General features: G+C 69.1%; 17 protein-coding genes and 1 tRNA gene. 3 read left to right on the plus strand and 15 right to left on the minus strand.

Features of this window, described 5'->3' with window-relative positions; translation table 11 throughout:
* Positions 1 to 146 precede the first annotated feature (146 nt).
* On the minus strand, positions 147 to 476 hold the full coding sequence (locus RHOOR92_RS0107655) for a hypothetical protein (protein WP_027485288.1): 330 nt from the start codon (positions 474 to 476) through the stop codon (positions 147 to 149).
* Between the two features lie 33 nt (positions 477 to 509).
* Positions 510 to 1,874, minus strand: coding sequence for a tryptophan--tRNA ligase (locus RHOOR92_RS0107660; RefSeq protein ID WP_007512589.1), 1,365 nt, complete (start codon positions 1,872 to 1,874; stop codon positions 510 to 512).
* A gap of 160 nt (positions 1,875 to 2,034) precedes the next feature.
* Between RHOOR92_RS0107660 and RHOOR92_RS0107665 the strand changes: the two genes are divergently transcribed.
* The gene (locus tag RHOOR92_RS0107665; protein WP_027485289.1) at positions 2,035 to 2,364 is read left to right on the plus strand and encodes a YegP family protein; all 330 of its coding nucleotides are present in this window, start codon (positions 2,035 to 2,037) and stop codon (positions 2,362 to 2,364) included.
* Between the two features lie 51 nt (positions 2,365 to 2,415).
* On the opposite strand, the gene rocF is transcribed toward RHOOR92_RS0107665, so the two are convergent.
* The 9 genes from rocF to RHOOR92_RS0107705 all read right to left on the minus strand — a co-directional run bounded on the left by rocF (position 2,416) and on the right by RHOOR92_RS0107705 (position 8,025).
* Positions 2,416 to 3,330 carry an arginase gene (gene rocF, locus RHOOR92_RS0107670; RefSeq protein ID WP_027485290.1) on the minus strand — a complete coding sequence of 305 codons (915 nt, stop codon included), beginning with the start codon at positions 3,328 to 3,330 and terminating at the stop codon, positions 2,416 to 2,418.
* 259 nt (positions 3,331 to 3,589) lie between these two features.
* On the minus strand, positions 3,590 to 4,168 hold the full coding sequence (locus RHOOR92_RS0107675; RefSeq protein ID WP_231378346.1) for a DUF3617 family protein: 579 nt from the start codon (positions 4,166 to 4,168) through the stop codon (positions 3,590 to 3,592).
* Complete coding sequence (locus RHOOR92_RS19845; RefSeq protein ID WP_157769693.1) at positions 4,159 to 4,359, minus strand: hypothetical protein; 201 nt, start codon at positions 4,357 to 4,359, stop codon at positions 4,159 to 4,161. Before RHOOR92_RS19845 ends, RHOOR92_RS0107675 begins: the two co-directional genes overlap by 10 nt.
* Before the next feature lie 240 nt (positions 4,360 to 4,599).
* Positions 4,600 to 4,839 carry a hypothetical protein gene (locus tag RHOOR92_RS0107680; protein ID WP_027489977.1) on the minus strand — a complete coding sequence of 80 codons (240 nt, stop codon included), beginning with the start codon at positions 4,837 to 4,839 and terminating at the stop codon, positions 4,600 to 4,602.
* Positions 4,840 to 5,038: 199 nt separating this feature from the next.
* Complete coding sequence (locus tag RHOOR92_RS0107685) at positions 5,039 to 5,290, minus strand: hypothetical protein (RefSeq protein WP_007512600.1); 252 nt, start codon at positions 5,288 to 5,290, stop codon at positions 5,039 to 5,041.
* 174 nt (positions 5,291 to 5,464) lie between these two features.
* Positions 5,465 to 5,540, minus strand: a tRNA-Thr gene (locus tag RHOOR92_RS0107690).
* A gap of 40 nt (positions 5,541 to 5,580) precedes the next feature.
* Positions 5,581 to 6,246: an SPOR domain-containing protein gene (locus RHOOR92_RS0107695; protein WP_007512602.1), complete on the minus strand. Its 666-nt coding sequence runs from the start codon at positions 6,244 to 6,246 to the stop codon at positions 5,581 to 5,583.
* Between the two features lie 52 nt (positions 6,247 to 6,298).
* Entirely contained in the window at positions 6,299 to 7,039 is a 741-nt protein-coding gene (locus RHOOR92_RS0107700; RefSeq protein WP_027489978.1) for a type III pantothenate kinase, read from the minus strand.
* On the minus strand, positions 7,036 to 8,025 hold the full coding sequence (locus RHOOR92_RS0107705) for a biotin--[acetyl-CoA-carboxylase] ligase (RefSeq protein WP_015446740.1): 990 nt from the start codon (positions 8,023 to 8,025) through the stop codon (positions 7,036 to 7,038). Before RHOOR92_RS0107705 ends, RHOOR92_RS0107700 begins: the two co-directional genes overlap by 4 nt.
* A gap of 196 nt (positions 8,026 to 8,221) precedes the next feature.
* Here RHOOR92_RS0107705 and RHOOR92_RS0107710 point away from each other — a divergent pair, with 196 nt between their 5' ends.
* Both RHOOR92_RS0107710 and RHOOR92_RS18605 read left to right on the plus strand, forming a co-directional pair.
* Positions 8,222 to 8,545 (plus strand): hypothetical protein, encoded by a 324-nt coding sequence (locus RHOOR92_RS0107710; protein WP_007512606.1) that lies wholly within the window; start codon positions 8,222 to 8,224, stop codon positions 8,543 to 8,545.
* Between the two features lie 11 nt (positions 8,546 to 8,556).
* The gene (locus RHOOR92_RS18605) at positions 8,557 to 9,351 is read left to right on the plus strand and encodes a M90 family metallopeptidase (protein WP_007512607.1); all 795 of its coding nucleotides are present in this window, start codon (positions 8,557 to 8,559) and stop codon (positions 9,349 to 9,351) included.
* 18 nt (positions 9,352 to 9,369) lie between these two features.
* On the opposite strand, the gene RHOOR92_RS0107720 is transcribed toward RHOOR92_RS18605, so the two are convergent.
* The 4 genes from RHOOR92_RS0107720 to dusA form a co-directional block, all read right to left on the minus strand.
* Positions 9,370 to 10,791 (minus strand): ATP-binding protein, encoded by a 1,422-nt coding sequence (locus RHOOR92_RS0107720; RefSeq protein WP_007512608.1) that lies wholly within the window; start codon positions 10,789 to 10,791, stop codon positions 9,370 to 9,372.
* Complete coding sequence (locus RHOOR92_RS0107725; RefSeq protein ID WP_015446736.1) at positions 10,757 to 11,449, minus strand: response regulator transcription factor; 693 nt, start codon at positions 11,447 to 11,449, stop codon at positions 10,757 to 10,759. The genes RHOOR92_RS0107720 and RHOOR92_RS0107725 overlap by 35 nt, the downstream gene beginning before the upstream one ends.
* 1 nt (position 11,450) lies before the next feature.
* Entirely contained in the window at positions 11,451 to 11,774 is a 324-nt protein-coding gene (locus RHOOR92_RS0107730) for a hypothetical protein (protein WP_027489979.1), read from the minus strand.
* 82 nt (positions 11,775 to 11,856) lie between these two features.
* Entirely contained in the window at positions 11,857 to 12,843 is a 987-nt protein-coding gene (dusA, locus tag RHOOR92_RS0107735) for a tRNA dihydrouridine(20/20a) synthase DusA (RefSeq protein WP_015446735.1), read from the minus strand.
* Positions 12,844 to 12,899 lie beyond the last annotated feature (56 nt).

Here is a 12,899-nt window from a genome sequence, read left to right on the forward strand (position 1 = left end):
GGGAGGCGGCGCGGAGGCGCCGTGGAGGCGATGGAATCGCCACGTCGGGTGGCGCACAGCTTGCCGCCTGTGCGCCGCCGCCTCGACCGCCACAAGTCACGCCATGACTTGTGGCAGGCGCCCCATCGTGCGCTGGCGCCGCCCGCTCAGCGGCGCCGGCGGCGCCCCCACCATGCATGGCGCAGCAGCATCGCCAGCACGATGACGGCGGCGAACGCGCCGTAGCCGTACAGCGCCGGCAACACCTGCTGCCAGATCGCGCCACTGGCGCGGCCGAAGCCATCGACCGTGGGCAACTCGACCGTGTCGAAACCGAGCATCGCGCACTGCACCGCGGTGATCAGCGCCAGCAGCAGGGCAGCAACATCGAAGAGGCGCCGGCCGGACGTGCGCGGCAGGCTCTTCGGGTACGCCCAGTAGCCCCAGCACAGGATCAGCAGCAGCGGCGCAAGCAGCAGGATGGCGAGGTAGCGCATCGGTCGATCACCCGCAAAGTGTGGCGCCGCGCATCAGGCCTGCGCGGCGAGTTGATCCAGCGCCGCGCGCAACTGCGCCAGCGCTTCATCGCGCGCCTGCTCGTCGCGGTAATCGGGCGTGCTGGCGACCGTCTCGCCGTCCAGCTCCAGGCTCATGCCCTGCGCCCGAAGCTGCAACACGGCTGCCACGGCGCCCAATGCCCCGAGCCGCTTCTGCAGCGCGCCGGCCGCCTTCGGGTCGGCGAACGGCTTGGACAGCAGCAACTCCTCGCCATCGGCGGAGAACAGTCGGAAGCGGAAGCTGCCGTCGGCGTCGCGGAAGCTGGCGAAGCGCGGCGCCTTGTCGGGTTTCGCCGCCGCGGCCGCCTGCCCGGCGCGCACCGGCGCGGTGGTCATCGCGCGCAGGCCCAGCACTTCGCGCAGCGCGGCCAGCTTCGGCGTGGCGATCGCGCGCGCCTTCTGTGCGCCCTGTTGCAGGATGGTCTCGATCGCGGCCGGGTCGGCCATCAGCGCCTCGTAGCGTTCGCGCATCGGCGCCACGTCGGCCTCGATGCGCTCGTACAGCGCCAGTTTCGCCTCGCCCCAGCCGCTGCCGTCCAGCAGGGCCTGGCGGAACGCCGCGGTCTCGGCCTCACTGGCGAATGCGCGGAAGATGGTGAACAGTGCGCTGTCGTCCGGATCCTTCGGCTCGCCGGGCGCGCGCGAATCGGTGACGATGCGCATGATCGCCTCGCGCAGCTGCTTCTTGCCGCCGGCGAACAGCGGGATGGTGTTGTCGTAGCTCTTCGACATCTTACGGCCGTCGAGCCCCGGCAGCGTGGCCACCTGCTCCTCGATCAGCGCCTCCGGCAGCACGAAGAACTCGTGGCCGTGCAGATGGTTGAAGCGCTGGCCGAGGTCGCGCGCCATCTCGATGTGCTGGATCTGGTCGCGCCCCACCGGCACCTGGTTGGCGTCGAACGCCAGGATGTCGGCCGCCATCAGCACCGGGTACATGTACAGGCCGGCGGTGATGCCCGCATCGGCGTCCTCGCCCGCCGCGGCGTTCTTGTCCACCGCCGCCTTGTACGCGTGCGCGCGGTTGAGCATGCCCTTGGAGGCGATGCAGGTGAGGAACCAGGTCAGCTCCGGGATTTCGGGGATGTCCGACTGGCGGTAGAAGGTGACCCGCTGCGGGTCGAGCCCGGCGGCCAGCCAACTGGCGGCGATCTCCAGCCGCGAGCGCTCGATCCGCGCGGCGTCGTCGCTCTTGATCAGCGCGTGGTAGTCGGCGAGGAAGAAGAACGCATCCACGTCGTCGCGCCGGCTGGCTTCGACCGCCGGGCGAATCGCGCCCACGTAATTGCCCAGGTGCGGGGTGCCGGTGGTGGTGATGCCGGTGAGGACTCGGGTGTTCATGCTGCGCCGCGCAGGGAAAACGCCAGTCTACGACATCCGGCAAAACGGCTCGACCGAGCGGCCCGCCGTCCACCATGGTCGGCGTTGCCCCTTGCCAAAAAAATCACATGGGCGAGTCCAGATTCTGCCAACCCTGACCATGGCGATGGAGATCCGACTCATGAGCGGAAAGTTCACCTTGTTTAGCGGCAAGAACGGCGAGGCCTACTTCAACCTCAGGGCCGGCAACGGCGAGATCATCCTCAAGAGCGAGGGTTACAAGGACAAGGCCAGCGCACGCAACGGCGTCGAGTCGGTGCGCAAGAACGCGCCGGATGCGGCACGCTACGAGAAAAAGACCTCGGTCGGCGGCAAGTTCCACTTCAGCCTGAAGGCGGCCAACCACCAGATCATCGGCAGCAGCGAGATGTACGAGAGCGAGAGCGAGCGCGACGCCGGCATCGCCTCGGTGATGGCGAACGCGCCGGACGCCAAACTCGTCGAGGAGTGAGCGGCCCTTCGACGCGACCCGCCGGGTCGCGTCGAAGGGCCTCGATCCACTTCAGCGGATCAGCGTGGATTTGCCGAACAGCGATTCGACCAGGTCCACCGCCAGCTTCGCGGTCTGGTTGCGCTTGTCGAAGGCCGGGTTCAGTTCGACGATGTCCAGCGACCTCACCCGGCCGGTATCGGCGAGCATTTCCATGCACAGTTGCGCCTCGCGGTAATCCGGCCCGCCGCGCACGGTGGTGCCCACGCCCGGCGCGATGCTGGGGTCGAGGAAGTCGACGTCGAAGCTCACGTGCAGGTGGGTGTTCTCGTCGATTCCGGCCAGCGCCTCTTCCATCACGCGCTTCATGCCGATCTCGTCGATGTGGCGCATGTCGTGCACCTGCATGTGCGCCTCGCGCACCAGCCGCTTTTCGCCCTCGTCGACCGAACGGATGCCGACGTAGCGGAACACGTCCGGCGTGGTCGCCGGCACGCTGCCGCCCAAGTCGATCAGCCCGGCCGGGCCGATGCCGCACAGGCAGGCCACCGGCATGCCATGGATGTTGCCGGTGGGCGTGGCCTGCGCCGTGTTGAAGTCGGTGTGCGCATCCAGCCACAGCACGCGCAACTGCTTGCCTTCGTCGTGGCAATGACGCGCCACCGCCGAGATCGAGCCGATCGCCAGGCAGTGGTCGCCGCCGAGCATGATCGGCAGGCGGCCAGCCTGAAGCTCCTGGTGAACAGCCGTATGGACGGCCGTATTCCAGGCCACCACCTCATCCAGATGCCGGTAGCCGTGCTCAGGTGGCAGCCACGGATTGAGCGGCCCCTGCAGGTTGCCGCGGTCGATCACCTTCAGTCCGCGGCGCTCCAGCTTCGCCGCCAGGTTGGCTACCCGCAGCGCTTCCGGCCCCATCGCGGCACCCCGATGGCCGGCGCCGATGTCGGTCGGCACGCCGATCAATGAAACGGTCTGATTGCCCATGATCCGTGTCTACCTGCCATGCATCGCGGCGGCCGCGCGGCCTGGGCCGTCGCACGCCGCCGACGTCGGAACGACAGCCGGCGAAGGGGCGTTCCGCCACCATCCCGAACGAGTCACCGCCGTCCCAGTGAGAAGGGTACTCGCGACACGAACCGTCGCGAACGAGCCGAAAGTCTACCGGAACAGGCCCGCCGACGCCCGGACCGGCACGGCCGCACCGGCAAGATGCCTGTCGATGGTCGCCCCCATGGCGTTCCACTCAACGCCGCTGCCGGCTCGCGCCGTAATCGCAGCTGCCGGTGCGCCGGCCGGCGTAGGTCATGTCCATCACCACGCTTTGGCCGCCCATGTTGCTGTTCGCGTGGACGCTGCCCCGGATGTCGTCGTTGGGCAGCAGCTCGAAGCGCGCATCGCCGGTCATCGTCGGCGGATTTCCGCCGCAAACCAGGTGGTAGCTGATGACGCTGCCGAGCTGCCGGTAGTCGCTGACCACGCACTTCTGCTGATGCTGCAGCATGGCGCGCATGTCATGGTCCGTGGAGGCGCACACCTCCTGCGTGGTCGTGCGCGCCGGCAAGTCGCCCGCGCCCGATACCTGCATCTTCATGGTGACCGTCATCGTCATCATGTTGGCGGAACCCGACTGCGCCAGCGCCATGGTGGTCCATAAGGTGAACGCGCCCAGGCCGAAGCGGCGCAAGATGGACGAAACGTGCATGGGCATCCTCCGGCTCGATCTGGAAACGCGCCGCCGCCGGGCCGATGCACGACCGCGGCGATCGCATCCGTTGCATCCACGCTGGCTGCCCGAACCGGCGCGCTCGTCGGTCAGCGGCATCCCGTATGGCGACTTCGTGCCAACTCGTCCTCGCGGCGCGATCGCGCGCCCGGATTCCACGACACCAGATCCCCGGCATTCCGGGGCGGTGAGGCGGCGGGCTTGGCATCCCGAATGATTTTCCCCAGCAGCATCCCTGCAAACAGCGACACTCCACGCCAGAAGGCGGAATGCGCAAGAAGCGTTTGCATGTCGATCACCCCGAGCTGCCCCTGCGCAGCCGTCGAGTGGATCGTAGCAAGCTTTCATGTGGCGTGCATGCCCAACGCCGGCCATGGGGCCGTTGGCAAACCGCCCGTCGACGGCCGGCGTAGTGCACACGATTGAGACCCCGCAAGCACGCCACGACATGGCACGCCGATCATGCCTCGCAGCGGAGTGCGCGGCCGCTGGCGCGACAGCACGCCCGGGATTGCGGCAGGCCGGTGGCGTCAGGCCGCGACGCGCTGCGAGCTGGCGGTCCCCGCATAGTGCGCCAGGGTGATGGTGAACTCCGCACAGGCCATCTCGACACTGACCGTGCGGCCAGAATTGGCGTGCTCTTCCCGCGCCAGTCCGCGCGCCAGCCGGATCGCATGCGTGAAGCGCAGCTTGTCGTACAGCACGGCCTCCCCGCTGCAGATGCGCCACAAGCCATGGCGGCTTTCCTTGATCGACAGAACCATGCGCATCGCTGCACTCCCGGACAGAGGAATCGCCCGGAGCCCCACCCCTGCCCCCCTTGCCGACGGGTGATGCTGTGCCTCCGGTCTTTGCCCAGTCTGCATCGCGCGCCCCGCTGCGTATGTCGGCGCGCACCTAGGGCTGGCGTACGCAAACGGCCCGGAGAGAGCCCCGGCCTCGGCCGGCTCCGTGCTTTCGCCGCTCCGCTCAGCCAGCCCGGCAAAGACTCTGTTGTTCCGGATGCGGTACCCGGCCGTACCGGGCGAGGATGATCGGTTCCGAGTACTCGCCGCGGTCGATGTCGGCCGCCTGTGCGTAAACCAGCACGCCCTCACGTTGTCTGGCCAGCATTTCACCGCGCGTGCGCGCCAGTTGCTCCATGCCGTGAAGAATCGGTTTGTCCGCGACGACGTCGCCGTCCACCTCGTGAAAGCCCTGCACCACGTAAAGCGTACCCATGATGTGCCCTCGCGCATGCCCCCGGCCATGCGACGGTGAACAGGCGGAAGTAGAGAGATCGCGATGGTTTCGTTAAGACCGGGTTGAAGCGTTCAGCCTGGGGCGGGCGCTCGTCGCGGTGCCACCGACCGCGGAGAAAAAGACGGGCGAGTGGCCAGGCGGATGGCTGGAAGCTGGTGCCGGCAGCAGGAATCGAACCCGCGACCTACTGATTACAAATCAGTTGCTCTACCAACTGAGCTATGCCGGCGAAGGCGATGGATTCTAGCAGGGCACATCACGGCGCGTGTTCAGAAGCAGCCGGTGTCGTGTGCGTCGATGCCGGCGGTGCGGACACGGCTGCGCCAGTCGAAATTGCCGCCGTCGGCGACCACCAGATCCAGCCAGTATTCGGGCACGCTCTCGCTGCGCTCGCTCATGCGGGCGGGAAAGCCGGCCGCAGTGACTTCGTCGCGGCGTTTGCGCGCATTCGCCGGGTCCTTGAACAGGCCCAGCGAGATCGTGTTGGGCTGGTCGCCGGAGCTGACCACGAAGTAGTCGTCGATGTTGCGCGCCGCCAACTGGCGCGCCACCGCCAGCGCCTGCGTGCGGCTGCCGGCGGCCGGCAGGTAGACCCACCAGCCACTGGTCTGGCTGGCCTGTTCCTGGCGCGAACGCATTCGCGTGGCCTGCGCGGACAGCGCCTGGCGCGCATTGCGCAGGTCCTGCGGGGTGGCGAACGGACCCAGCGCCAGGCAGCTGTAAACGAGATTGCGCGGTGGCGTCACCGTCGGAGGCACGGCTGCCGACGCCGTCGCTGCCGGGCCGGACTCGGGCAGTTCCGACAGCAGGCGCAGTTCCGCCACGCCGGGGTCGCTGGGCATGCCGCCGCGGGCATACGGCTGCCCCAGCAGCAGCCAGGCGCCCACCGCGATGTTCAGCGCGGTCAACAACACGAACAGCAGACGCAGGAACATCGAACCCCCATCAACCGGCAGCGGGCACCATTCTAGACGGACGGCCCGGGCGTCATGACGCATCGGCCCACACGGCGAGGCCGCGCAGCACGCTGTCCGGACTCAGCCGGGCCGGCAGTGACAGCAGCGGCAGCAGCGATGCGGCATCGCCGCCGCCGAGGATCAGCTGCGGCGTCGCGCCCAGCCGCGCCGTGGCCCGGGTCGCGAAGCGTTCGACCAGCGCGGCCGCCGCGTGCCAGCAACCCGAAGCCACCGCGTCCGCGGTGTTGTCGGCCAGCTCCACGACCACACCCGGCCGCTCCGGCCGCACCTGCGCGGTGGCACCCAGCAGCGACTGCTGCATCAGCGCCGGGCCTGGCGCGATCAGGCCGCCCAGGTGCCGGCCATCGGCCGCCAGCGCATCCAGCGTGAGCGCGGTACCGACGCCGGCCAGCACGCACGGCGCGTGGCCGTCGGCATGCGCCGCCACCATCGCCAGGAACCGGTCCACGCCGAGCCGCTGCGGCTCGGCGTACGCGTTGCGCACACCGCAGGCATGCGCCGGCGTGCGCAGCCAGGTCGGCGCGCAATCGAACAGGCGCTGCGCCACGGCTTCCACCTGCGCTTCGCGCGCGGCATCGACGACCGACGCCGCAAGCACCCGCGCCGGCCGCGGCAAACCGGCCCAGGCCGATGCCATCTCGGCCGCCGGATGATCCTGCCAGTCCACCGCACCGCGTGCCAGCCAGCCTTCCGGCTGCGCCTGCAGCGCCCACTTCAGCCGCGTGTTGCCTAGGTCGAGCAGCAGCCTCATGCGCGGCGCACCGTGACGTCCGCGCTGTCGATCCGGCGCATGCTGCCATCGGCCATGCGCACCTGCAGCGCGCCGCGCCCGTCCACGCCAGCGCCCACGCCGTCGAACACGCCCGGTGCCCCACTCAGCTGCAGCGGCTGGTCGCGCAGCAGGTCGTGGCGCGCGTAGTCATCGACGAACGCGGCGAAGCCCTCGCGCTCGAACTGCCGCAGTCCCTCGACCAGCACCTGGACCAGCGCCGCCGCGGCGCGGTTGCGGTCCGGCGGCGTGCCGCCGGCCAGGGTGGCCAGGTCGCAGGCCGGCTGCCCGGCCTGTTCGCGCAGTGCCGGCGTCAGTCGCAGGTTGAGACCAATGCCGATGATCGCCGCGCACGGCCCCTGGTATTCGCCGCTCAGCTCGACCAGGATGCCGCCCAGTTTGCCGCCGGCCCGGTCGCCGCCGACGGCGAGCACGTCGTTCGGCCACTTCAGCCCGGCTCCGGCGATGCCCAGCTGCTCCAGCGCGCGCAGCACCATCACGCCGACCGCCAGCGACAATCCGCTCAGCGCGGCACACCCGGACTCGAAACGCTTGAGGCAGGACAGGTACAGGTTCAGCCCGGGCGGCGACAGCCACGTGCGTCCACGCCGGCCGCGCCCGGCTCGCTGGGTCTCGGCCAGCACGATGCTGAAGTCCTTCGCCGCGTTGCCACGACGCTGCAGTTCGCTGGAGGTGGAATCGAGTTCCCAGTGCACCTCCAGCGCCCCCAGCGAGCGCGCCAGCGGCGTCGGCAGGGCGGCGCGGATCCGCTTCGCATCCAGCATCTGCAACGGCCAGGGCAGGCGATAACCCGTGGTGCCGCGCGCCTCGATCGGCACGCCACGGGCGCGCAGGGCCTCGACCTGCTTCCAGATTGCCGCGCGGGTCACCCCGGTCCGCGCGGCAAGGCCGGCACCGGACAGTGATTCACCTTCGGCGAGCAGGGCCAGCAATTCGGCCGGCTGCATCAGCAGGCCCCGGAAAGGGCTGCGGCGGCGCGGCGGCGGCAAAAGGAGGGATGGCGGGGCAGCTCAGGCATCGGCGGATTCTAGCCCGGCCGGCCGCCCCTGCGGCATCCCGCGGGCGGGTCGGCAGCACTGGTACGGCGTCGGTGTTTCTGAGACGATCAGGGCCCTCGCTTGAGGGTCAGGGAGTTCGATCGCCATGCGTGCCACCCATTGGCTTATCGGTTGCGCCTTGTGCATCGCCGGGCTCGGCGGCGCGGCGGCCACGAGTCTGGACGCCACCCAGGACCTGGACAGCTCCTCGCACGCCACGCTCGACAACGCCAGTTCCCATGACGGCAACAGCAGCGGTGGCGACGTGTTGGGGCTGAGCCGCGACTGCCCGCCGGCCAGCAGCAACGACAATACCGGTGGCAATGCCGGCAACGGCAGCACCCGCTCCGGCGGTGCTTCCTCCGGGCCGGCGCCGGCCCGCCGGCCGCATCTGGGCTGGCAATCGCTGCTGCCTGGCTCGATCCAGTAACGCCCGGCGTCATGCCGGGGCCATGGTGGCAATCGCTGCGGGCGCGTTTTGAACCGGCGCCGATTGCCGACCCACTGTGGCGACGCGCGCTGGCCGGCTGCCCGCTGGCACGCCGGCTCGACCCCGAACGGCAACTCCAACTGCGCCGGCTGTCCGCCCTGTTCCTCGCGCGCAAGCGCTTCCATGCCCTGGCCGGCGCCGTGCTGGACGACTACTGGCGCCTGCTGATCGCCATGCAGGCCTGCCTGCCGGCGTTGCAGCAAGGGGGCGCCAGCCTGCGCGGCTGGCATGAGGTGCTGATCTACCCGGGCGAATTCAAGGTGCGCCGCAGCCACCACGACGACCGCACCGGCGTGGTCACCGAAGGCGACGAGGTCCGCATCGGCGAGGCGTGGGAACGCGGCCCGCTGGTGCTGTCGCTGGCCGATGTGCAGCTGGACCTGGAGCAGCCGTGGGACGGCTACAACGTGGTCGTGCACGAGATGGCGCACAAGCTGGACATGCTCGACGGGCCGCCCGATGGCGTGCCGCCGCTGGTGGACATTCCGCGGCGGCGCTGGATCCAGCAATTCCAGCAGGCCTACGACCGCCTGGTCGCCACGCCGCCAGACCGCTGCAACAGCCCGATCGACCACTACGCCACCGAAAGCGCCGCCGAGTACTTTGCCGTGGTCAGCGAATTGCACTACTCGCAACCGGTGCTGCTGCGCGAGGCCGAGCCGGCGGTCGCCGAATTGCTGGAAGCCTACTACGGCCGCTCGCCCGCCGAAGGCCGCGAACCGGTGGGTTTCTGCCGCGCGCGCTGAGCGCCCCGCGGAGCCGGCTCAGCTTGCTGCCAGCCTCACGCTGAAGCGCGCGCCGCCTAATTCCGGCGAACGGTCGACCACCAGTTCGCCCTGATAGGCATGCACGATGTCCTGCACGATCGACAGGCCGATGCCATGGCCCTGCACCCGCTCGTCGCCGCGCACGCCCCGCTGCAATACCTTCTCGATCTGGTCCTCGGCAATGCCCGGGCCGTCGTCTTCCACGCTCAGCCACAGGCCGGGGCGCTTGCGGCCGGATTGCGGCTGCATCTTCACCACCAGCAGCACGCGGTGGCCGGCCCACTTGAACGCGTTCTCCAGCAGGTTGCCCATCAGCTCCAGCAGGTCGCCCTGCTCGCCGTAGAACACCGCACCGTCCTCGATGTCGAATTCGCAGAGAACATTTTTGGCCGCGTAGACCTTCTCCAGGCCCTGCACCAGGTCCTCGGCATGGCCGGCGATCGGCACCGCGCTGGCGAAGGTCTGCCGGCCGGAGGTGGCGGCGCGCGACAGCTGGTAGGCGACCAGCTCGTTCATCCTCCGCACCTGGTCGAGCACGCTGGCGCGCCGCGCCGCCTCGTCGCCGGTGGTCGGCGACTCCAGCTGCGAGCGGATCACCGCCAGCGGCGTCTTCAGGCTGTGCGCCAGGTCGGCCAGGGTATGCCGGTAGCGCGTGCGCTGCTCGCGCTCGTTGGTGATGAACGCGTTGATGCGCTCGGTCAGGCCGGTCAGCTCCAGCGGGTACTGGCTGTCCAACTGCTCGCTGTCGCCGCGTTCGACCCGGCTCATGTCGCTGGCCACCTTGCGCAGCGGAGTGAGGCTCCAGCGCAGCAGCAGCAGCTGCAGCACGATCAGCATCACGCCGAGGATCGACAGCCACACCACCAAGGTATGGCGGAACACCGCGTTCTCGCCCTCGAGCTGGTCCTCGGTTTGCGCCACCAGCACGGTGAGCCGCACCGATTTCCTGTCCACGGTGTCCAGCGCCACGCCGTAGCTGTAGTAGTACAGCCGGCCCATGTGGGTGTCGATCGGCCCCACGAACTGGCTCTGGCCCGGCTCCAGCGGCCTGAGGAAGGCGAAATCGCGACCGATCGCCGACGACGATTCCCAGTGATAGCCGTGGTCGCCCAGCGCCACCGCATACAGGCCGGAACCCGGTCGCGAGAAGTTCGGGTTCGGCGAGGTTTCCGGCGGCAACAGCCTGCCGTACCGGTTGACGTCGGTACTGGTGATGTACGCGATGGCGAAATTCTCGAGCCGATCGTGCAGCGTGCGCAGCGCGCGCGCCTTGTTGGTCTGGGTCAGGGTCAGCCCGACCAGGCCGAGGAAGCCGGCCAGCACGAGCGTGGTGGCGATCGCCGCGCGTGCCGCCAGCGACAGCGGGCGGCGCGGCGACCCACGCTCATTCGTCGTCGCCGTCGGTGCGCGGGATGGCAAAGCGGTATCCGCGTCCACGTACCGTCTCGATGGGTTTGAGGGTGCCTTCCGGGTCGAGCTTGCGCCGCAGGCGGCCGATGAACACTTCCAGCACGTTGGAGTCGCGGTCGAAATCCTGCTGGTAGATGTGCTCGGTGAGGTCGGCCTTGGACACCAGCTCGCCGGCGTGCAGCATCAGGTATTCCAGCACCTTGTACTCGTAGCTGGTCAGGTCGACCGGCTTGCCTTCCACCATCACCGTCTGCGCGGTGGTGTCCAGCTTGATCATGCCGCAGGCCAGGATCGGCTTGGACCAGCCGCTGGCGCGACGCACCAGCGCATTGATGCGCGCCAGCAGTTCCTCGACGTGGAACGGCTTGACCAGATAGTCGTCGGCGCCGTACTTCAGCCCCTCGACCTTGTCCTGCCAGCTGCCCCGCGCAGTGAGGATCAGGATCGGGTAGCGCTGGCCGTGCTCGCGTAGCGCCTTGACCAGTTCCATGCCGGACATCTTGGGCAGGCCCAGATCGATGATCGCCAGGTCGAACGGCACCTCGCGGCCGAGGTAGATGCCCTCCTCGCCGTCCTGCGCCGCATCGACGGCGAAGCCATCGCGTTTCAGGCGTGCCGCCAGCGTCTCGCGCAACGGCGCCTCGTCCTCCACCAGCAGGATGCGCATATCAGCGTTTCTCCTTGCGGCCCGCATTCTTGGCGGGCGAGTTCTTGGTTGATTGGGCAGATGACGGATTCTTGCCCGATTCTGAAGAGACCACCATCACCTTGACGTGACCGTCCAGGGTGAGCACCTTGATGCGGTATTCCTGCCGGCGCCCGACCCCCCGCTGCTCGGCCGACAATACCTTGCCGCCGGTCTCCTGCTGCACCTGGAGTACCGCCTGGTCCAGCGTCACCGTCGCCTCGGCCGACTGCGCCAGGGCCGACCCGAACACGCCGACGAACAGCGATATGAGCAGAGCCGGGATGAAGTTTTTGTGCGTCGTCATGCGTGAAGTTTCCAACCGGCCCTTGCCCAGGCGCCCAGCCTAGGCAGTCGGGCCTGAATACTGACCGGACGGGCGGCGGCTGTCACGCCGCCGCCGCGCAGGGCGCCATCGCCTGCTCCAGCAGCGCCCAGCCGGCGCCCGGCAGGTGTGCGCCTTCGCTGAGCGTGCGGCGGAACGCGCGCGCTCCCGGCTCACCCTGGTACAGGCCGAGCAGGTGCCGACTGATGTGTTTCAGCGCGGTGCCGCGCGCCAACTCGGCCTCCACGTAGGGACGCAGGCGCTGCAGCACATCTTCGCGGCGGGGCAGCGGCTCGTCGTGCAGCGCGTGTTCGAGCTGCGCCAGCAGGTACGGGTCGTGGTAGGCGGCGCGGCCCAGCATCACGCCGTCCAGCTGTGCCAGGTGCGAACGCACCTGGTCCACCGTGCTGATACCGCCGTTGATCACCACTACCAGCGGCGGAAACTCGCGCTTGAGCCGGTACACGCGCGCATAGTCCAGCGGCGGGACCTCGCGGTTCTCCTTCGGGCTGAGGCCTTTCAGCCAGGCCTTGCGCGCGTGCACCACCAGCACCTCGACGCCAGCCTCCAGCATCAGTTCGGTGAACTGCTGCAGGCCGGCGTAGTCGTCCTGGTCGTCCACGCCGATGCGGCACTTCACCGTCACCGGCACGCTTACCGCGTCGCGCATCGCCTTCACGCAGTCGGCGACCAGCGCCGGCTCGTACATCAGGCAGGCACCGAAGCGACCCGACTGCACGCGGTCGGACGGGCAGCCCACATTGAGGTTGATCTCGTCGTAACCCGCCTCCGCACCCAGGCGCGCCGCCTGCGCCAGTTCGTACGGCTCGCTGCCACCCAACTGCAGCGCCAGCGGATGCTCCTGCTGGCTGTGCTCGAGCAGGCGCAGCTGTTTGCCGCGCACCAGCGCCGCGCTGGTCACCATCTCGGTATACAGCCGCGCGCGCGGCGACAGCAGCCGGTGGAAGTAGCGGCAGTGCCGGTCGGTCCAGTCCATCATCGGCGCCACCGAAAGCTGCCAGGGCGGGGCGCGGTGGTGGTTTTCGGCCATATTCGGAACATCTCGGGGAGTTTCCGGGTGAATGCTACGTCACCCCGGCGTTTGCT

This window comes from Rhodanobacter sp. OR92 (assembly GCF_000427545.1).
GTDB lineage: Bacteria > Pseudomonadota > Gammaproteobacteria > Xanthomonadales > Rhodanobacteraceae > Rhodanobacter > Rhodanobacter denitrificans.

Excerpts from the sequence above, each read along its gene's own strand:
- RHOOR92_RS0107655 (WP_027485288.1), bottom strand. The coding sequence starts at position 476 with ATGCGCTACCTCGCCATCCTGCTGCTTGCGCCGCTGCTGCTGATCCTG.
- RHOOR92_RS0107660 (WP_007512589.1), bottom strand. The coding sequence starts at position 1,874 with ATGAACACCCGAGTCCTCACCGGCATCACCACCACCGGCACCCCGCAC.
- RHOOR92_RS0107665 (WP_027485289.1), top strand. The coding sequence starts at position 2,035 with ATGAGCGGAAAGTTCACCTTGTTTAGCGGCAAGAACGGCGAGGCCTAC.
- rocF (WP_027485290.1), bottom strand. The coding sequence starts at position 3,330 with ATGGGCAATCAGACCGTTTCATTGATCGGCGTGCCGACCGACATCGGC.
- RHOOR92_RS0107675 (WP_231378346.1), bottom strand. The coding sequence starts at position 4,168 with ATGCCGCTGACCGACGAGCGCGCCGGTTCGGGCAGCCAGCGTGGATGC.
- RHOOR92_RS19845 (WP_157769693.1), bottom strand. The coding sequence starts at position 4,359 with ATGCAAACGCTTCTTGCGCATTCCGCCTTCTGGCGTGGAGTGTCGCTG.
- RHOOR92_RS0107680 (WP_027489977.1), bottom strand. The coding sequence starts at position 4,839 with ATGCGCATGGTTCTGTCGATCAAGGAAAGCCGCCATGGCTTGTGGCGC.
- RHOOR92_RS0107685 (WP_007512600.1), bottom strand. The coding sequence starts at position 5,290 with ATGGGTACGCTTTACGTGGTGCAGGGCTTTCACGAGGTGGACGGCGAC.
- RHOOR92_RS0107695 (WP_007512602.1), bottom strand. The coding sequence starts at position 6,246 with ATGTTCCTGCGTCTGCTGTTCGTGTTGTTGACCGCGCTGAACATCGCG.
- RHOOR92_RS0107700 (WP_027489978.1), bottom strand. The coding sequence starts at position 7,039 with ATGAGGCTGCTGCTCGACCTAGGCAACACGCGGCTGAAGTGGGCGCTG.
- RHOOR92_RS0107705 (WP_015446740.1), bottom strand. The coding sequence starts at position 8,025 with ATGCAGCCGGCCGAATTGCTGGCCCTGCTCGCCGAAGGTGAATCACTG.
- RHOOR92_RS0107710 (WP_007512606.1), top strand. The coding sequence starts at position 8,222 with ATGCGTGCCACCCATTGGCTTATCGGTTGCGCCTTGTGCATCGCCGGG.
- RHOOR92_RS18605 (WP_007512607.1), top strand. The coding sequence starts at position 8,557 with ATGCCGGGGCCATGGTGGCAATCGCTGCGGGCGCGTTTTGAACCGGCG.
- RHOOR92_RS0107725 (WP_015446736.1), bottom strand. The coding sequence starts at position 11,449 with ATGCGCATCCTGCTGGTGGAGGACGAGGCGCCGTTGCGCGAGACGCTG.
- RHOOR92_RS0107730 (WP_027489979.1), bottom strand. The coding sequence starts at position 11,774 with ATGACGACGCACAAAAACTTCATCCCGGCTCTGCTCATATCGCTGTTC.
- dusA (WP_015446735.1), bottom strand. The coding sequence starts at position 12,843 with ATGGCCGAAAACCACCACCGCGCCCCGCCCTGGCAGCTTTCGGTGGCG.